At 68.0% G+C, this 17705-nt stretch carries 17 protein-coding genes; 8 read left to right on the top strand and 9 right to left on the bottom strand.

The genetic code is table 11. From position 1 onward, the window contains the following. Positions 1–73 precede the first annotated feature (73 nt). The 5 genes from paaE to paaA are packed head-to-tail and all read right to left on the bottom strand — an operon-like array spanning position 74 to position 4043. Positions 74–1204: a 1,2-phenylacetyl-CoA epoxidase subunit PaaE gene (gene paaE, locus B2W79_RS09050; RefSeq protein ID WP_232254146.1), complete on the bottom strand. Its 1131-nt coding sequence runs from the start codon at positions 1202–1204 to the stop codon at positions 74–76. A 1-nt stretch (position 1205) separates the two neighbouring features. Then, complete coding sequence (gene paaD / locus B2W79_RS09045; RefSeq protein WP_101624276.1) at positions 1206–1727, bottom strand: 1,2-phenylacetyl-CoA epoxidase subunit PaaD; 522 nt, start codon at positions 1725–1727, stop codon at positions 1206–1208. Then, on the bottom strand, positions 1727–2707 hold the full coding sequence (paaC, locus tag B2W79_RS09040; protein WP_131248204.1) for a 1,2-phenylacetyl-CoA epoxidase subunit PaaC: 981 nt from the start codon (positions 2705–2707) through the stop codon (positions 1727–1729). Before paaC ends, paaD begins: the two co-directional genes overlap by 1 nt. Before the next feature lie 14 nt (positions 2708–2721). Beyond that, entirely contained in the window at positions 2722–3048 is a 327-nt protein-coding gene (gene paaB / locus B2W79_RS09035) for a 1,2-phenylacetyl-CoA epoxidase subunit PaaB (protein WP_101624274.1), read from the bottom strand. Next, positions 3045–4043 carry a 1,2-phenylacetyl-CoA epoxidase subunit PaaA gene (gene paaA / locus B2W79_RS09030; RefSeq protein WP_292788757.1) on the bottom strand — a complete coding sequence of 333 codons (999 nt, stop codon included), beginning with the start codon at positions 4041–4043 and terminating at the stop codon, positions 3045–3047. Before paaA ends, paaB begins: the two co-directional genes overlap by 4 nt. Before the next feature lie 722 nt (positions 4044–4765). On the opposite strand from paaA, the gene B2W79_RS09025 reads away from it, so the two are divergent. The 5 genes from B2W79_RS09025 to B2W79_RS09005 all read left to right on the top strand — a co-directional run bounded on the left by B2W79_RS09025 (position 4766) and on the right by B2W79_RS09005 (position 10646). Further along, positions 4766–6361 carry a stealth family protein gene (locus tag B2W79_RS09025; RefSeq protein WP_292788755.1) on the top strand — a complete coding sequence of 532 codons (1596 nt, stop codon included), beginning with the start codon at positions 4766–4768 and terminating at the stop codon, positions 6359–6361. A 153-nt stretch (positions 6362–6514) separates the two neighbouring features. Further along, on the top strand, positions 6515–7045 hold the full coding sequence (gene paaI, locus B2W79_RS09020; protein ID WP_308443558.1) for a hydroxyphenylacetyl-CoA thioesterase PaaI: 531 nt from the start codon (positions 6515–6517) through the stop codon (positions 7043–7045). 104 nt (positions 7046–7149) lie between these two features. Beyond that, on the top strand, positions 7150–8445 hold the full coding sequence (gene paaK / locus B2W79_RS09015; RefSeq protein ID WP_179952602.1) for a phenylacetate--CoA ligase PaaK: 1296 nt from the start codon (positions 7150–7152) through the stop codon (positions 8443–8445). A gap of 56 nt (positions 8446–8501) precedes the next feature. Next, positions 8502–9212 (top strand): TetR/AcrR family transcriptional regulator, encoded by a 711-nt coding sequence (locus B2W79_RS09010; protein ID WP_201671821.1) that lies wholly within the window; start codon positions 8502–8504, stop codon positions 9210–9212. 75 nt (positions 9213–9287) lie between these two features. Further along, positions 9288–10646, top strand: coding sequence for an MFS transporter (locus tag B2W79_RS09005; RefSeq protein ID WP_201671822.1), 1359 nt, complete (start codon positions 9288–9290; stop codon positions 10644–10646). Positions 10647–10746: 100 nt separating this feature from the next. Here the strand turns inward: B2W79_RS09005 and paaZ are convergent, their stop codons facing one another. Together paaZ and B2W79_RS08995 are read right to left on the bottom strand one after the other, a co-directional pair. Beyond that, complete coding sequence (gene paaZ / locus B2W79_RS09000) at positions 10747–12780, bottom strand: phenylacetic acid degradation bifunctional protein PaaZ (RefSeq protein ID WP_259800921.1); 2034 nt, start codon at positions 12778–12780, stop codon at positions 10747–10749. Between the two features lie 226 nt (positions 12781–13006). Further along, positions 13007–13537: an AAA family ATPase gene (locus B2W79_RS08995; protein WP_201671824.1), complete on the bottom strand. Its 531-nt coding sequence runs from the start codon at positions 13535–13537 to the stop codon at positions 13007–13009. A gap of 331 nt (positions 13538–13868) precedes the next feature. Between B2W79_RS08995 and B2W79_RS08990 the strand changes: the two genes are divergently transcribed. The 3 genes from B2W79_RS08990 to B2W79_RS08980 all read left to right on the top strand — a co-directional run bounded on the left by B2W79_RS08990 (position 13869) and on the right by B2W79_RS08980 (position 17068). Beyond that, positions 13869–15209 carry an MFS transporter gene (locus B2W79_RS08990; protein WP_201671825.1) on the top strand — a complete coding sequence of 447 codons (1341 nt, stop codon included), beginning with the start codon at positions 13869–13871 and terminating at the stop codon, positions 15207–15209. Between the two features lie 123 nt (positions 15210–15332). Next, the gene (locus tag B2W79_RS08985; RefSeq protein ID WP_063248733.1) at positions 15333–16058 is read left to right on the top strand and encodes a class I SAM-dependent DNA methyltransferase; all 726 of its coding nucleotides are present in this window, start codon (positions 15333–15335) and stop codon (positions 16056–16058) included. Then, positions 16055–17068 carry a serine/threonine dehydratase gene (locus tag B2W79_RS08980; protein WP_063248734.1) on the top strand — a complete coding sequence of 338 codons (1014 nt, stop codon included), beginning with the start codon at positions 16055–16057 and terminating at the stop codon, positions 17066–17068. Before B2W79_RS08985 ends, B2W79_RS08980 begins: the two co-directional genes overlap by 4 nt. Here B2W79_RS08980 and B2W79_RS08975 read toward each other — a convergent pair. Both B2W79_RS08975 and B2W79_RS08970 read right to left on the bottom strand, forming a co-directional pair. Beyond that, positions 17061–17474, bottom strand: a complete 414-nt coding sequence (locus B2W79_RS08975) for an NUDIX domain-containing protein (RefSeq protein WP_201671826.1) — start codon at positions 17472–17474, stop codon at positions 17061–17063. The genes B2W79_RS08980 and B2W79_RS08975 overlap by 8 nt on opposite strands. Continuing rightward, positions 17471–17665, bottom strand: coding sequence for a hypothetical protein (locus tag B2W79_RS08970; RefSeq protein ID WP_172707635.1), 195 nt, complete (start codon positions 17663–17665; stop codon positions 17471–17473). Before B2W79_RS08970 ends, B2W79_RS08975 begins: the two co-directional genes overlap by 4 nt. Positions 17666–17705: the final 40 nt, after the last annotated feature.

Below are 17705 nucleotides of genomic sequence, written 5' to 3'. Positions count from 1 at the left end.
GAGTCGATCGTAACGCCTGCCACATCAGGCCGGGGCAGGGGGCCGGATGGCGGTATCGCCACCCGAACCGGGGTCAGGAGTCGAAGTCGATGGTGACTTCGTCGCTGACCGGGAAGGTCTGGCAGGTGAGGACGAAGTTGGCCTCCACCTCGGCGTCCTCGAGGGCGTAGTTGCGGACCATGTCGACCTCGCCCGCGCACACCTTCGCCCGGCACGTCCCGCACACCCCGCCCTTGCACGCGAAGGGCAGGTCGGAGCGGGACTCCTGCGCGGAGTCGAGGATGGTCTTGCCCTGTGCCATCGCCGAGGTGGTCCGCCGTCCGTCGAGGATGACCGTGACCTCGCTCGTGGCCCCTTCGAGGACCTTGTCGGCGTGGACGACCTCGGGTGGGGGCTCGTCGACGTAGAAGAGCTCGAAGTGGACCTTCTCCTTCGGCACCCCGAGCTCGTCGAGCACGGTGCGGGCGTCGCCGAGCATCCCGAAGGGTCCGCACAGCCACACATGGTCGACATCGTGCACGGGCACGAGGTAGGTGAGCAGCTGGCGCAGCTTCTCCTCGTCGAGGCGGCCGGAGAAGAGCTCGACCTCGCGGGGTTCGCGGGAGAGGACGTGGACGAGGTCGAGCTGCTGGTTGCGCGCGTCCTTGAGGTCGGCGAGCTCCTCGGCGAACATCACGGTGTTCGTCGAGCGGTTGCCGTAGAGGAGGGTGACGGAGGCGTCGGGGTTGGTGAGCACCGTCGTCGCGATCGAGAGCATCGGGGTGATCCCGGAACCGGCGGCGATGCACAGGTGCTTGCCGCCGAGGCTCGCGTCAGCTCGGAAGCTGCCGCTGGGCGGCTGGACCTCGATCGTCTCACCGGGGCGGACGTCGCGGACGAGCCAGCGGGAGAAGAGGCCGTCGGGGATCTCGCGCACGCCGATGCGCGGGGCAGCTCCCGCGGGCGCGCAGATGGAGTAGGTGCGGCGGTGTTCGACGCCGTCGATCATCCGACGCAGGGTGAGCGACTGTCCGGCGGCGAAGTCGAAGAGCTCGGCCACCTCGGCGGGCACGTCGAAGGTCACGGCCGCGGAGTCCTCGGTGAGGTGCTCGACGGACCGGACGGTGAGCGGGTGGAAGCCGGTGCGGTCAGCGGCCTGACCCGTGGACTCCGCGGGGGCGGTCTGGCCGACAGTCTCGGCATCTCGGCCGATCGTCTCGGTCATCTCAGATCTCCTTCACGTGTTCGAACGGTTCGAGGCAGTCCCGGCACTGGTACATCGCCTTGCAGGCGGTGGGACCGAACTCCGAGGTGAGCGCCACGTTGCCCGATCCGCACAGGGTGCACACGATCGCGCGGCGGGTGGGCATGAGCGTGAGCGCGACGGGTCCCTGCCGGCGCGGCGCCTGGCCGGGCGGGGAGATGCCGGCCTCGGCAAGCGCCTCCCGGCCCTCCGCGGTGATCCAGTCGCTCGACCATGCCGGGGTGAGGGAGACGCGGATCTCCGCGTCGGGGAATCCTGCGTCCTCGAGTTCGCGCTGGAGGTCATCGCGCATCGTCGCCATCGCCGGGCAGCCCGAATACGTCGGGGTGATCGTCGCGACGACGTGGTCGTCTTCGAGCGTGACGTCCCGAAGCACGCCGAGGTCGACGAGCGTGAGCATCGGCATCTCCGGGTCGGTGACCCGGGCGGCGGCGGCACGGGCCCGGTCGACCGCCTCGGCGGGGGATTCCAGGGTCGCGTTCATCACCACTGGCCCTGCGGGTGGGCGCGGGCGACGACCTGCATCTCGGCGAGCATGCGGGACAGCGCCTCGGTGTGGAGCCCGTCACGGCCCTTCTTGCCGCGGACCCCGGCGAGTGCTCCCGCCTCCGGGCGGTCGACGCCGGCGGCGGCGAAGACCTGGTCGAGGATGACACCGGCCTCGTCGGCCACCTCGGCGGGGTCGACGCCGATGCCGGCTTCGGCCACCGAGGCTTCGACCGGGTGGGTCTCGAAGAGCTCGGACCACAGCGGCCACAGGCCGCTCAGTGCGGTGAGCAGGCGAGCACGGGACTCCTCGGTGCCCTGGGCGAGCGTGACGACCCAGCGGCCGGCGAAGTCGCGGTGGTAGGACATCTCCTTGACGCCCTTGGCGGCAATCGCGGAGAGCACGGAGTCGCGGCTGGCGGTGAGGCGTTCGAAGAGGGCGAGGCGCCAGGTCGAGTAGATGAGGATCTTCGCGACCGCCTCGGCGAAGTCGCCGTTGGGGACCTCGGCGAGGCGGACGTTGCGGAAGTCCATGTCCTCGCGGAAGAAGGCGAGCCGGTCCTCGTCGGGCACCGGTGATCCCTCCGGCAGCTGCGGGACGAGGGCGGGGTCGGCTGCGGCGGCGCGGGCGAGGAGGAGGCGGGCCTGGCCGAGGAGGTCGAGGGAGATGTTCGCGAGCGCGATGTCCTCTTCGAGGTCAGGGGCGTTGGAGCACCATTCGGAGATCCGCTGGGAGAAGACGAGCGCATCGTCGCCGAGCATGAGGCAGTACTGGGCGAGCTCAGACGGGTCGACGCCGTCGGGCACGGTCGTGTCGACCCCGGCGAGCGGGTCCTCGAAGTCCGTGCCGAAGGCCCAATGGGCGTCGTTGACGAGGAGGCCCGAGTAGGCGTTCTCGTGCTCGTCGTGTTCTGCCGTGGGCTCGTGGACCTCAGGGGCGTTGGATTCGTTCGCCGAGGCGGCGTTGGGAGTCGTCATGTGATGCTCTTCCCTCACATGTGCGGGACATCGTCGGGGATGTCGTAGAAGGTCGGGTGACGGTAGACCTTGTCGCCGCTCGGGGCGAACATCGGGTCCTTCTCGTCGGGGCTCGAGGCGGTGATGTCCGATGAGCGCACGACCCAGATGCTCACACCTTCGTTGCGGCGCGTGTAGACGTCGCGGGCGTGGCGGATCGCGAGCTGGTCGTCGGGGGCGTGGAGCGAGCCGACGTGGACGTGGTTGAGGCCGCGCTTGCCGCGGACGAAGACCTCGTAGAGGGGCCATTCGCCGCGCACGGTCGGGGTCGTCCCTCCGGTGGCCGGGGTGGACTCGGTCATTCTGCGGCCTCCTCGGCGGTGGTGTCGGCGGTTGCGGCGAACTGGGCGTCTGCCGCGGCCTGGGCGGACTTCTCGGCGAAGGCGAGCGCGGCATCGCGCACCCACGCACCCTCGTCCCACGCGCGCTTGCGGTGGGCGATGCGCTGTTCGTTGCAGGGGCCGTTGCCCTTGACGACGGCCCAGAACTCGTCCCAGTCGGGGGTCGAGAAGTCGTAGTGTCCGCGCTCCTCGTTCCACTTGAGGTTCTCGTCGGGGAACGTCACGCCGAGCGCCTCGGCCTGCGGGATCGACATGTCGACGAACTTCTGGCGCAGCTCGTCGTTCGTGTGGGTCTTGATGCCCCACTCCATCGACTGTGCGGTGTTCGGCGAATCGTCGTCGGGGGGTCCGAACATCATCAGGGCCGGCCACCAGAAGCGGTTGACCGATTCCTGGACCATCGCCCGCTGCTCGTCGGTGCCGCGCATCATCGTCATGAGCAGCTCGTAGCCCTGGCGCTGGTGGAAGGACTCCTCCTTGCAGATGCGGATCATCGCGCGCCCGTAGGGGCCGAAGGAGGTCCGGCACAGGGGCACCTGGTTGCAAATCGCCGCGCCGTCGACGAGCCAGCCGATCGTGCCGACATCGGTGTAGGACAGGGTCGGGTAGTTGAAGATCGAGGAGTACTTCTGCTTGCCGGCGATGAGCTTCTCGGTGAGTTCGTTGCGGCTGGCTCCGAGCGTCTCGGCTGCCGAGTAGAGGTAGAGGCCGTGACCCGCTTCGTCCTGGACCTTCGCGAGCAGGATCGCCTTGCGCCGCAGGGAGGGCGCGCGGGAGATCCAGTTGCCCTCGGGCTGCATGCCGATGATCTCCGAGTGCGCGTGCTGGGCGACCTGGCGGATGAGCGTCTTGCGGTAGGGCTCGGGCATCCAGTCGCGCGGTTCGATCCGGTCCTTGGCCTCGATCGTGTCGGCGAACTGCGCCTCGAGCTGCGTTTCGTTGACTTCCGTTGTCATGACCACTCCACCCCCTGGGTGCGCCCTTCCTCGTCACGCGCCCGACCCGTGATCCGGGTGCGGCACTGCTGGTGCGGCGGACGGGATGCGCTCCGTCATCACAGGCCGCCGGAACCGTTCGATCATTTACTGACCGTTTGTTCTGTAATGTTCTTCACCAGTGTGGCATACCCCACGCCGAGGTGCAATATCGGGACAGGGCGACTGACCTGAACCCCGAGCGGGCCTTCGAACAGCCCCAAGCGAGACCTCGCCCAAGCGGTGCCGCCGATCCCCCAGCCTGCCGCCGGCGATGCGGGCACCCGAAGCCACGACGGCACAGCCGACTCGACGAGTGGTCGACCGTCGCCAATGTCCGAACCCACCTCTCCCATCACGCGTTTCACCGCCGCCCCGGGGCGGGAAGACGGTCGTCGCCACCGAGGATGGGTTCGTGAGGCTCCTGAGAATCCGAGACTCCGCAAACGCCCGAGCCCGAAAATCCGCGCCCCATAAAAACCAAGACACCTTTCCCTAAATGGATCGGCCGACGCCTCGAATTCTCAATTCCGAAGACAATCTTCAACTACTTCTGGTTTTGACCGCGCCGATCCGCGGTGAAAAGATTGCTTCGCTCTAAAATGTGGGTGAATGAAGAATAACGTGCGGAGGTACGGACGGTGAACGGTCGTCGAGCAACGATGAAGGCGCGCGCCAGACAGTACCGCCGCAAAGCAGCGACCATGCTCACCGACCAGCAGAAGCTCTGGCTGTCAGAGGTGCGCCATGGTGAGACAGATCTGCAGCGCCGCATGCGAACCGTACTTCGACCGGGGTTGGCCAAGGAACCGAAAGTGGTGGCGACTCGAACGCACGATTCGATCGCAGCACAAGAAGACAATCTGCGCACAGTGCGCACCGTCCTCGCCGAGGCGGGCATCGATTTCGTCGAACTCCCCCGACGCGCCCGCGATCGCTCACGACTGGTCATTCCGCAGTCGCAGATTCGGCGCGCCCAGCAGGCATTGTCGGCTCTGGATCCTCAGGACGGATGGACACAGTTCCGGCGGTATCGGTCGTGGGCGAGTGGGAGTCGTCGCCGCCAGCGTGACGATCCGTTCTCCGTCGCGATGATCATCTGCCACCGTCGCGTGGTCGCCCCGAGCGGCCGCATCCTCAGCACCGGCTTCGAGGGCGTCATCATCGAAGCGTGGGCGGACCTGGGACCCCGACGGGCACGCGTGGACGGGTCGACGCACATCCCGGGAACCCTTCACCGCATCGCGAGACAGCCCCGCACACTGGTCGAGTACTTCACTCCCGAGACCTGGGAGGCGTCATTGGCAAATGACAATCGCACCGTGCTGCCCGATGCCCCTGACCTCTACGCCGTCGCGGGACCGGTCGACCTCGTCTACACGTGGGTCGACGGCTCGGACCCTCTGTGGCGGGCGAAGAAGTCACGCGCCGAAGCTGAGATGCGTGGCGAGCAGATCAACGACACCGCGGTTTCCGAGTCGCGCTTCGCCGACCGGCAGGAGCTTCGCTACTCTCTGCGATCGGTCGAAGCCTACGCCAGTTGGGTCAACCACATCTACCTCGTCACCGACGCTCAGGTCCCCGAGTGGCTCAACGTCGATCACCCCAAGATCACGGTCATCGACCACAGAGACATCTTCACCGACACCGACAATCTGCCTGTCTTCAACTCGCATGCGATCGAGTCTCAACTCCACCACATCCCCGGGCTGAGCGAGAACTACCTCTACATGAACGACGACCTGTTCTTCATGCGCCCGACCAGCCCCGAACTCTTCTTCACCGGAAGCGGACTCTCCCGTTTCTTCCCGTCGACGGCACCTCTCGACCTCGACGACCCGAGCGCCCGAGACATGCCAGTCCTCTCGGCTGCCAAACGAGGAAGACAGTTCATGCTCGACGAACACGGCCGACGGGTGGCCAACAAGTTCAAGCACACGCCTCACCCACAGGTGAGGTCAGTCATGGAAGATTTCGAGGCGACGCATCAGGACCTGTTCGACCACGTCGCACGCTCGAAGTTCCGTCATCCCGATGACTATTCGATCACCTCGGCGCTCTACCATTTCCACGCCTACGCGCAGGGCAAAGCCATCGACTCGTCCATTCGCTACGCCTACATGGACATCTCACGACCCGATGCCGAACTGTACATGCGGCGCCTTCTCCGCCGACGCAACCTCGACGTCCTCTGCCTCAACGACACCGATTCCTCACCGGAGGCGCAAGAGCACCTCGATGCGATGATGAGCTGGTTCCTCAACGAGAAGTTCCCGCTCCCGAGCAGTTTCGAGAAGTAGACCCGGCCTCCCCCCTCCCGGCCCTCCGACTTGACAGAGACGCCGATCACAACGATATTTATTGACCAGATGGTCGTTTATTCCGATCCCGTGTCGCACGTCGGATCGGGCGACGGAGGCAGTGCATCGCATCGGTGCGAGGAGGAACCTGACATGGGAGAGACGACCACAACGACGACGGACACCAGTTCCGGCGCGGCTCCCTCACAAAACACCCATGCCGATCCCACGGCGACTCCCTCCTCTGCCTCCGTCGCCCCCGGCATCGGGAACGAAGCACATACCGGCGCGGCCGCGATGTACGCGAACGACCGCGCCTCCCAGCACCTCGGCATCACCCTCGACGATCACGGCCCCGGCTGGGCGCAGTGCTCGATGACGGTCACCGACATCATGGCCAACGGCCACGAGATCACCCACGGCGGCTACATCTTCCTCTTCGCCGACACGACGTTCGCGATGGCGTGCAACTATCCGGGTTCGGTCACCGTCGCCTCGGGCGGGGACATCACCTTCCTCAAGCCGACCCGCGTCGGCGACGAACTCGTCGCCCACGGCCGCGAGATCGTCAAGCAGGGCCGCTCGGGCATCTACGACGTCGAGGTCAAGCGCGGCGACGAGATCGTCGCGGTCTACCGCGGACGCTCCCGCACCCTACCGGCACCGAAGCCGGCCACCTCCTGACCCTCACCGCGGACCACGCTCACCCGGCGTCTCCCGCGTCGCGCCCCCACCTCGGCGCTTCCTGACTCGACACCTCACCTGCACGGATTCCCAAGGAGACGATGATGACCACGACCGACAGCGACGCCGGTCCGACGATGTGCCTCGACGAGCTGCGCGCCGATCAGCTCGCCAACCTCAAGACCACGGTGGCCGCCGTGTACGAGAAGGTGCCGCACTACCGGAAGGCCTTCGACGACCTCGGCATCACCCCCGCCGACATCACCAGCCCCGACGACATCGCGAAGCTGCCGTTCACGAACAAGCAGGACCTGCGGGACAACTACCCGTTCGGACTCTTCGCCGTCCCGCGTGAGGACGTCGCGCGCATCCACGCCTCCTCCGGCACGACCGGCCTGCCCACCGTCGTCGGGTACACGCAGAACGACCTCGACGTGTGGAGCCGACTCATCAAACGCTCGATCCTCGGCGCCGGCGGAAAGCCGGGGCAGATGCTCCACAACGCCTACGGCTACGGCCTGTTCACCGGCGGTCTCGGCGTCCACGGCGCCGAACGCCACGGCTTCACCGTCGTCCCGATCTCCGGCGGCCAGACCGAGCGCCAGGTCCAGCTCATCCAGGACTTCAAGCCCGACATCATCACGGCCACCCCGACCTACCTGCTCACGATCCTCGACGAGTTCCACAAGCAGGGCATCGACCCGACCTCGACGAGCCTCAAGGTCGCCATCTGCGGCGCCGAACCGTGGACGGACGAGATGCGCCGGGAGATCGAGCGGTCCTTCGCGATCGACGCCGTCGACATCTACGGCCTCTCCGAGGTCATGGGCCCCGGCGTCGCATGCGAATCCGCCGAGACCAAGGACGGCCCGACGATCTGGGAGGACCACTTCTACCCCGAGATCGTCGACCCCTTCACCGGCGAGGTGCTCCCCGACGGCGAGGAGGGCGAACTCGTCTTCACCTCGCTGACGAAGGAGGCGCTGCCGATCATCCGCTACCGCACCCACGACCTCGCGAGCCTCCTGCCCGGCACCGCGCACCCGAACTTCCGCCGCATCTCGCGCATCACCGGCCGCTCCGACGACCTCATCATCATCCGCGGCGTCAACGTCTACCCCGCCAACGTCGAATCCGTCCTCTTCGAGTTCGAGCACTTGAGCCCCCACTTCCAGCTCGTCCTCACCCGCCCAGGGCGGATGGACGAGGTCACCGTCGAGGTCGAGTGCCGCGAGAACGTCGGCGCCGTCGAACGCGAGGGCCTCGACCGCCGCGTCGCCGCCCGGATCAAGGAGCGCCTCGGCGTCTCCTCGACCGTCGACATCAAGGACCCCGGTTCGCTGCCGCGCTCGGTCGGCAAGCTCAAGCGCATCATCGACCGTCGCGAGAACATCCGCTAGGTCCGCTGTGACTCGGATCGCGGCACCGCCGGCTTCCGCTGATTAGACTGATTCCCATGTCCAAGAGCCCGTCACCTGCACAGACTCCGTCGACCGCGACGGAGTCCGTCACCGGTGACCTCGCCGAGGCGGGAGCTGGGTCCGGATCCGCCGCCGAGGCGGGGGTCGGGTCGGAGCCGAAGCGGACCCGCCGCGGTCGGCCCGGCTACGACCGGGAGACGCTCATCAACAAGGCCACCGAGGTCTTCGTCTCCCGCGGCTACGACGGCACGTCGATGGACACAGTCGCCCGCGAGCTCGGGATCACGAAATCGGCGATCTACCACCATGTGAAGTCGAAGGAGGAGCTGCTGCGGCTGGCGATCAACCGCGGCACCGACGCTCTCGCCTCGGCGGTGGAGTCCGAGTCCCACCGGCAGGATCTCAGCGCCCTCGAACGCCTGCGCCACGCCGTCCACTCGAGCGTGCTCATCCTCATCGAATACCACCACTCGGTCACCCTGCTCCTGCGGGTGCGCGGGAACTCCGCGGTCGAACGCGATGCGCTCGAGCAGCGGCGGCAGATCGACATGAAGATCCGCGCCCTCGTCACCGCGGCGATCGAGGAGGGCGGCGTCCGCGCCGACTTCCCGCCGGGCCTCGTCACCCGCCTCCTCTTCGGCATGGTCAACTCGATCACCGAGTGGTACCGCCCGGGCTATCCCGTCGACCCCGAGACCATCGCCGAGGCGGTCACCGCGATGGCCTTCAACGGCCTCGCCGAATAGGACCGTCAATCGCCCTCGAGCAATCGGGGCCGCCGACAGCGCTGATCACGGTCGTTTCCGGCGTACTCTGACAGGGTGACTTCTCGGATCCTCTGGATTGCCGTGCTCGCCTCCTTCGTGGCGTTCCTCGACGGCACGATCGTCAACGTCGCCCTGCCCGCGATCGACCGCGAGCTCGGCGGCGGACTCGTCACCCAGCAGTGGGTCGTCGACGGCTACTTCATCACCCTCGGCGCCATCATGCTCGTCGCCGGCTCCATCAGCGACGCCTACGGCCGCAGCCTCGTCATGCGCATCGGCCTCATCGGATTCGGCATCGCCTCGGTGATCATCACCGTCGCCCCCGACCCGCTCACCCTCATCATCGCCCGCATGCTCCAGGGAGCCGCGGGAGCCTTCCTCGTGCCGAGCTCGCTCGCGCTCATCAGCGCCCACTACTCCGGAGCCGCCCGTAGCAAGGCCATCGGCACGTGGACCGCGCTGACGACGGGCGCGATGATCGTCGGTCCGCTCATCGGCGGCGTCCTCGTCGACTTCGCGAGCTGGCGGTTCGCGTTCCTCATCAACGTCGTCCCCATCGCCGTCACCCTGTGGCTGCTGCGCGCGGTGCCCGATCCTCCCCGGCAGACGGAGCGGCACATCGACATCCTCGGCGCGGTCCTCTCCATCCTCGGACTCGGCGGACTCGTCTTCGGCCTCATCGAACAGCCGCGGCTGGGATGGGGGCATCCGGCGATCCCCATCACCCTCCTCGGCGGGGCCGTCCTCTTCGTCCTCTTCCTGCTCCGGCAGAAGCGGGTGAGCGACCCGATCCTTCCGCTCGACCTGTTCCGCGCGCGGAACTTCTGGGTCGGCAACATCACGACGACGCTCATGTACGGGGCGCTCTCGCTCAACGGCTTCGTCCTCGCCATCTACCTGCAGGAGCAGGCGGGGCTGTCCGCGACGATCGCCGGTCTCGCGAGCCTGCCGACGACGATCATGATGATCCTCTTCAGCTCCACCGCCGGGCGCCTGGCCGGCAGCTGGGGCCCGCGGCTGTTCATGGGCGTCGGACCGATCCTCATGGGTCTCGGGTCGCTCATGCTCCTCCTCGTCAGGGAGGACTTCAACTACTGGTGGCAGGTGCTGCCGGCGATGATCGTCTTCGGCCTCGGGCTCGCCGCGACCGTCTCACCGCTGACGGCGACGATCCTCGGCGCGATCGAGGAGGAGCGCAGCGGGATCGCCAGCGCCGTGAACAATGCGATCTCCCGCGTCGCAGGGCTCATCGCCATCGCGCTCGTCGGCACGGTCGTCGGCGGCACCCTCGACCTCAGCGGCTTCTACCGCGCCGCCGTCTTCGTGTCCGTGCTCCTCATCGCCGGCGGGCTCGTCTCGCTGGTGGGAATCCGGAACCCGGCCGTGCCCGCCCCGGAGGGCTCGCGCCCCTGACTGGGCTGACCACCGACGCAGCGAGTCGAGGACGCTCAGTGTCGATAATGCTCAACAGAATCGACACCGCACGTCCTCGACTCGAGGAGTCAGCGCCCCCTCACTCCTTGGCGACGAGGGTGAGGACGTCGTAGTTCGCGACGGGTTCGCCGTCCTGGTTGACGACCTCGGCGTCCCAGCGGACCTCGCCGTACTCGTCGGTCTCGCGCGGGGTGATGCGCTTCGCGGTGAGCGTCACCTTGAGCTTGTCACCGGGCGAGACGGGCGTGACGAAGCGCAGCCCCTCGAGGCCGTAGTTCGCGAGCACCGGCCCGGGATCCGGCTGGACGAAGAGTCCTGCGGCGAAGGAGACGATGAGGTACCCGTGGGCGACGCGGCCGGGGAAGAACGGGTTCGCCGCAGCCGCCTCCTCGTCGGTGTGGGCGTAGAACGTGTCACCGGTGAACTCGGCGAAGTGCGCGATGTCCTCGAGGGTGACCTCGCGCCACTCCGACTCCAGGGCATCCCCGATCTTGAGATCGGCCAGAGACTTCGTGAACGGATGCTCGCCGAGGTGGCGCTCGGCTCCCGCGACCCACTCCCCGCCGATCGCGGTGAGCATGTCCGGAGAGGCCTGGATCGCGGTGCGCTGCATGAAGTGTGTGATGCCCCGCAGACCGCCCATCTCCTCTCCGCCTCCGGCCCGGCCGGGTCCGCCGTGGACGAGGGTGGGCAGCGGCGAGCCGTGCCCCGTCGACTCCTCGGCGTCGTCGCGGTCGAGGACGAGGATGCGCCCGTGCCAGGGAGCGACAGCGCGGACGAACTCCGCGGCGAACGCCGGATCGTGGGTGACGACCGAACCGACGAGGGATCCGCGCCCGCGAGCGGCGAGGTCGACCGCCTCGGCGAGGGTCGAGTACGTGATGAGTGTGGTCACGGGACCGAAGGCCTCGACGTCGTGGACGGCGTCGACCCACGGATCGTCGGCCTGGAGGACGGTCGGGGCGACGAACGCCCCGCCGAGGGAGGACGCGAGATCGTCCGAGGCCTCGCGGCCGCCGGTGAGCAGGTGGGCGCCCCCGGCGATGATCTCGTCGACGGCGTCGAGGACGTCATCACGCTGCTTCGTCGAGATGACCGGGCCGAGTCGGGTCGACTTCTCCCGCGGGTCGCCAGCGGTCACGGTCGCGAGCTTCGCGGTCAGGGCCTCCCCGACGGCCTCGGCGTGCTCGGCGGGAACGAAGGTGCGCCGGATCGCGGTGCACTTCTGACCGGCCTTGACGGTCATCTCGGCGACGACGCCGTCGACGAAGAGGTCGAACTCGGGCGTGCCGGGGGCGGCATCGGGACCGAGGAGGGAGAAGTTGAGGGAGTCCGCCTCGGCGAAGAAGCGGGTGCCGCGTTCGGTCACGCAGTCAAGGGACGCGAGTCGGCGGGCGGTGCCGGCTGACCCGGTGAAGGCGATCGTGTCCTGCTCGGCGAGCAGATCGAAGAGCGGGGTGATGTCGCCGGTGACGAGCTGGATCGCGCCCTCGGGCAGGAGCCCGGAGGCGAGCATGTCGGCGACGACGGCGCGGGTGAGGTGCGCGGAGTCGGTGGCGGGCTTGACGACGACGGGGACGCCGGCTGTGAACATCGGGGCGAACTTCTCGAGCATGCCCCACACGGGGAAGTTGAAGGCGTTGATCTGCAGGGCGAGGCCCTGCCGGGAGGTGAGGATGTGACGGCCGACGAAGGTGCCGTTCTTCGACAGGCGCTCGACCCCGCCGTCGAGGAGGACGGTCGAGTTCGGCATCTGCCGCCTCGCGACGCCCGAGTACGTGAAGAGAGTGCCGATGCCGCCTTCGATGTCGACGAAGGCGTCGCGCTTCGTCGTGCCCGTGGTGAAGGAGATCTCGTGGTAGTCCTTCGCCCGTTCCATGAGGTACGCGCCGAGCTGCTTGAGGATGACCCCGCGCTGGTGGAACGTCAGCTTCCCCAGCTCCCGGCCCCCGACCTCACGGGCGAAGTCGGCAACCGCGGTGAAGTCGATGCCGTCCGAGGAGACCCGGTGGAGAAGGTCCCCGGTCGTCGAGTCGCGGACGTCGCGCGCGTCGGCGGCCTCGCTCGGGGTGTGCCAGGCACCGGCCGCGTAGGAACTGAGGGTCTCGGTCATGGGGGCCTCCCGTTGTCGGTTGGTCGCTCGAAGCCGCTCAGCCTCGTCGCCGCTGTCCTGCTGCGGCCCGGACGCATCCGGGCTCGCCGATCAGTCCATATACTAACCAATCGGTCGGTAATTGTCATCGGGTGCTGAGGGCGGTTGCACCCGCCTGCCACGACGCCATCACGACCCTGATCCGCGGAATGCCATCGCAGAGCTTCCAATGCGACGACAATGGGCCCTACGCCACGGGAAGCCCAAGCGCGTCTCGCACCTGCGCGAGCACCTCGGGACCCGACACTGCATCGGAAGTGCTGCTCGTGTCGACTCGCACGATCGGACCCAACGCGAGCGGAGCGCTGCGTCGCCACAGATCCACGTCGTTCGGATCGTCTTCGTGGATGCCGTGGCGGTCGCGGTTCTCGTACCGCTCGACGGCCTCGTCGACCGGAGCATCGCACCACACCTCGACCACCGTCTCAGCTCCGGCGACCCTCAGCCCGTCCCTGACGGTCTCGAGATCGCGCTCACGGGCCCAGAACGACTCGACCACCACCGTGTCGTCGACCAGGGCGGCCAGTCGCCATGTCACCGTGTTCGCCAGCTCATGGACCGGTCCCCTGGGGAAGCGGTAGTCAACGGAATCGACGAGGCGTTCGAGCACTTCGTCCACGGACAGGAACGGAACACCTGCCGCCTCGGCGAGTTCGGCACCAAGCGTTGACTTGCCCGATGCGGGGATCCCATTCACCAGGATCACTGCTGTTGCCATTGTCCATCCTCTCCACTGCCCGCGGTCACACTCTCGGTGACGGTACCGGTCACGACAACCCTACGGAGCGAACGCAGGGAAACTGTGCATTCGACCGCCTGCATTCGGCGCGCCCCGCCAGTGGCGCGGGTCACCCTCGTCGGCTATGATCAAGCGCATTAACTGACCAAACAGTCACCAAAGGTCGCCCTGAGGACACACGGCGGGCACAGCCGCCCGCCGGAGAGCACCCACGCAAGCTCGCCGGCGAGCACAGCCGCTCCCCGCACAGCACCCGCACTCGCCCCAGCGTCGACCTGACGGACTTCGGATTTCGATGGAGAGATCAGCCATGTCCACCGCCTCACCCGCGTCCTCGACGATCACGCGCGAGGAGCGCAAGGTCCTCGCGGGCACCCTCGTCGGCACCACGATCGAGTGGTATGACTTCTTCATCTACGCCCAGGCAGCGGGCCTCATCCTCTCGGTGCAGTACTTCGGCCCGCTCGCCGCGGACAACCCGGCGCTCGGCCAGATCATGGCGTGGGCGTCGCTGGGCATCTCGTTCCTCTTCCGGCCGCTCGGCGCGATCATCGCCGGCCACCTCGGCGATCGGATCGGACGCAAGCGGATGCTCGTCCTCACGCTCATCCTCATGGGGGCGGCGACCTCGCTCATCGGCCTCCTGCCGACGTACGCGGCGATCGGCGTGGCCGCACCGATCCTCCTCACCCTGCTGCGCATCCTCCAGGGCTTCTCGGCCGGCGGCGAATGGGGAGGCGCGGCACTGCTCTCCGTCGAACACGCCCCCGACGACAAGCGCGGCATCTTCGGGGCCTACCCGCAGATCGGCGTCCCCGTGGGCATGATCCTCGCGACCGGCGTCATCTGGATCCTCACCACCGTGCTCACTCCGGAGCAGTTCGCGAGCTTCGGCTGGAGGATCCCCTTCCTCTTCTCCGTCGTCCTCGTCGTCGTGGGCTACTACATCCGCAAGCAGGTCGAGGAGAGCCCCGTCTTCGCCGAGCTCGCCGAACGCCGCGCCGAGTCCTCGGCTCCGCTCGGCACCCTGTTCCGGAAGAACACGAAGGAGGTCGTGCTCGCCGCGGTCATCTTCATCGGCAACAACGCCGTCGGCTACATGATCATCGCGTTCTTCGCCGCGTACGCCTCCCGCCCCCTCGCCGAGGGCGGCATGGTCGGCCTCGACCGCGCCCCCGTGCTGCTCGCGACGACGCTCGCGAGCTTCGGCTGGCTGATCTTCACGATGTGGGGCGGGGCGCTCTCCGACCGACTCGGTCGCGTCCGCACCTTCCAGATCGGCTACATCCTCCTCATCCTCTGGCTCATCCCGACGTTCCTCATGATCGATTCCAAGAGCATCTGGATGTACGGCATCGGCATCTTCGTCCTCACCGTCGGCATGGGGCTCAGCTACGGCCCGATGTCGGCGATGTACGCGGAGATGTTCCCGCCGCAGGTCCGCTACTCCGGAGTGTCGATCGGGTATGCGCTCGGCGCGATCCTCGGCGGGGCGTTCGCCCCGACCATCGCCGAGACCCTGCTCGCGAAGACCGGCAACTCCCTGTCGATCGCGATCTACCTCATCATCGTCTGCGTCATCTCCCTCATCGGCGTCAGCCTCGTCAAGGAGACGAAGGGAAACCCCCTCGGCGTGCCCAAGCACCACTGAGTCTGCGGACCCATCCCCTCGCCGAGGCGGCCGACCGTAACCGCGCAGCCTCGGTGAGGGTGATCGCCCACCTCGCCGAGGTGAGCCGACGACGCTCGTGCACGTGTTTGCTAGCCTGAGCGCATGGTCGACAGCGATGTCTGGACACGCGAGCAGGCGCAGAACTACGACGATGCCGAGGATCCGATGTTCGCCCCGGCGCTCCTCACAGCGACGACGGCCTTCCTCGCCGAGGCGGCGGCCGGGGGAAGCGCCGTCGAGTTCGCGATCGGGACCGGGCGGGTCGCGATCCCCCTGCACGAGCGCGGAGTCCCGGTCTCGGGCATCGAGCTCTCGGAGCCGATGGCCGAGCGCCTCCGGCAGAAGGCCCCCGACATCCCGGTGACGATCGGCGACATGACGTCGACGCATGTAGCCGGAGGGCACTCGCTCGTCTACCTCGTCTACAACACGATCGGCAATCTCGTCACCCAGGACGCGCAGGTCGCCTGCTTCGCCAACGCTGCCTCCCATCTGCGTCCGGGCGGACGCTTCGTCATCGAGAACACCGTCCCACCCCTGCGACGGCTGCCGCCGGGCCAGACCGCTGTCCCCTTCGACGTCACCGACGAGCACGTCGGCTTCGACACCCTCGACCCCATCACGCAGCGGGCGACCTCGCACCATCTCACGAGGGACGGCGCGACCTTCCGCTATTCACCGCACCACTTCCGCTACGTGTGGCCCTCCGAACTCGACCTCATGGCCCGTCTCGCCGGGCTCGAGCCCGAAGGGCGCTTCGCCGACTGGGAGAGGACGCCGTTCACCGCCGAGAGCCCCTCACACGTTTCCGTCTGGAGGAAGCCGTGACGCACCCGGACCCGCTCACCTACCCCGACATCGAAGCGGCCGCCGAACGGATCACCGGTCGCGTCCGCCCCCTCGCGGTCGCCTCGGCGCAGCCAGGACGCCGCCCGCACGCGGAGACGGACACGGGCGCGACGTGGGTCGCTCCCCCGACGAGCGACCCCGAGGCCTCGGGTCTCTATTTCGCGCTCGAGTTCATGCAGTACACGGGGACGTTCAAGGCGCGCGGGGCGCAGAACTTCATCCGCCCCCACCTCGCCGAGGGGACGTTCCCCGATGCGGGCATGACGATCGCCTCCGGCGGGAACGCGGGACTCGCATGCGCGTGGGCCGCCGCGGAGGCCGGGGTCCCGGCGACGGTGTTCGTCCCCGCGAACGCCCCGACCGTCAAGGTCGATCGGCTGCGCTCGTACGGTGCCGAGGTCCGGCAGGTCGGAGCCGAGTACGCCGAGGCGGCGCTGGCGTGTGCGGAGTTCGCGGAGTCCTCGGGGGCTCTGTCCTCGCACGCGTACGACCACCCGCTCATCGCCGCAGGAGCGGGGACCGTGTTCACGGAGCTGCTCGCGCAGGTGCCCGATCTCGACACCGTCGTCGTCTCCGTCGGCGGGGGCGGACTCTTCGCGGGTGTCGCGACGGCGGCGACGTTCCACGGGGTGCGAACGGTCGCCGTCGAACCCGTCGGCAGCCGCGCCTTCAATGCCGGACTCGAGGCCGGCCAGCCCGTCGACGTCGCCGTCGACTCGGTGGCGGCGGATTCCCTCGGGGCGCGGCGGGCCACTCCCCTGGCGCTGGACGCCGCGCAGACCGATCTCGTCACCTCGGTGCTCGTACGCGACGAGGAGATCATCGCGGCACGCCGACATCTGTGGGCCGACCATCGTCTCGTCGTCGAACATGCCGCGGCAGCCGCGCTCGCAGGGATCCGCAGTGCGGAGGGCTACGTGCCCGAGCCCGGTGAGAAGGTCGGTGTCGTCCTCTGCGGGGCGAACACGGGCTTCGACGGGCTCACCTAGCCGCGGTGCCGGGCCCGAAGACCTCGGCTCGGCGGAGGCAGCCGGCAAGGTCGTGGGTGAGGTCGAGGGCATCGAGTTCGGCCTCGGCGAACCAGCGCGCCTCGGCGGCGTCGTCGCCGGCGGAGAGCTCACCGCCGATGACGGTGGCTGCGAAGTCGTGGACGTCGTACTCGACTCCGTCGCCGATCGGGATCGTCAGCGACCAGAGCTCGCGGCCGATCTCGACGCGCAGCCCGGTCTCTTCGTACGCTTCCCGGGCAGCCGCCTCGGCGAAGGACTCACCGGGTTCGCACTTGCCTCCGGGCACGGACCATCGTCCCTTGTCGGGGTTCCTGCCGCGCTGGACGAGGAGCACGCGCGACCGGTCGTCGACGATGACGACGCTGGCCGCGCGGATCGTCGTCACGGAGTCGGGCGCTGCCGATCCTGCGAACGGAAGGCGCCCTTGATGAAGCCGAAGACGATCGCGGCGACGGCGATGACGATGACCGCCTTGACGAGGAACCACGCGATCGAGAACACGGCGCTGACGATCCACCACGCGACGATGATCGCGAGGATCGCGCCGAGGGCGCTCCAGACTGTGCTCATCTTCATGGCTCCAGCCTAGGTCTCGGCTGCACCGATCTGCAACGAG

It is taken from the genome of Microbacterium sp. UBA7513 (assembly GCF_002478345.1).
Classification (GTDB): domain Bacteria; phylum Actinomycetota; class Actinomycetes; order Actinomycetales; family Microbacteriaceae; genus Microbacterium.
Note: the sequence above shows the minus strand (reverse complement) of the source record. Positions and strands in the feature narration are given on the sequence as shown.

Coding starts and splice junctions, on each gene's coding strand:
- paaE (WP_232254146.1), bottom strand. CDS start 1,204: ATGACCGAGACGATCGGCCGAGATGCCGAGACTGTCGGCCAGACCGCC.
- paaD (WP_101624276.1), bottom strand. CDS start 1,727: ATGAACGCGACCCTGGAATCCCCCGCCGAGGCGGTCGACCGGGCCCGT.
- paaC (WP_131248204.1), bottom strand. CDS start 2,707: ATGACGACTCCCAACGCCGCCTCGGCGAACGAATCCAACGCCCCTGAG.
- paaB (WP_101624274.1), bottom strand. CDS start 3,048: ATGACCGAGTCCACCCCGGCCACCGGAGGGACGACCCCGACCGTGCGC.
- paaA (WP_292788757.1), bottom strand. CDS start 4,043: ATGACAACGGAAGTCAACGAAACGCAGCTCGAGGCGCAGTTCGCCGAC.
- B2W79_RS09025 (WP_292788755.1), top strand. CDS start 4,766: ATGCTCACCGACCAGCAGAAGCTCTGGCTGTCAGAGGTGCGCCATGGT.
- paaI (WP_308443558.1), top strand. CDS start 6,515: ATGGGAGAGACGACCACAACGACGACGGACACCAGTTCCGGCGCGGCT.
- paaK (WP_179952602.1), top strand. CDS start 7,150: ATGACCACGACCGACAGCGACGCCGGTCCGACGATGTGCCTCGACGAG.
- B2W79_RS09010 (WP_201671821.1), top strand. CDS start 8,502: ATGTCCAAGAGCCCGTCACCTGCACAGACTCCGTCGACCGCGACGGAG.
- paaZ (WP_259800921.1), bottom strand. CDS start 12,780: ATGACCGAGACCCTCAGTTCCTACGCGGCCGGTGCCTGGCACACCCCG.
- B2W79_RS08995 (WP_201671824.1), bottom strand. CDS start 13,537: ATGGCAACAGCAGTGATCCTGGTGAATGGGATCCCCGCATCGGGCAAG.
- B2W79_RS08990 (WP_201671825.1), top strand. CDS start 13,869: ATGTCCACCGCCTCACCCGCGTCCTCGACGATCACGCGCGAGGAGCGC.
- B2W79_RS08985 (WP_063248733.1), top strand. CDS start 15,333: ATGGTCGACAGCGATGTCTGGACACGCGAGCAGGCGCAGAACTACGAC.
- B2W79_RS08970 (WP_172707635.1), bottom strand. CDS start 17,665: ATGAAGATGAGCACAGTCTGGAGCGCCCTCGGCGCGATCCTCGCGATC.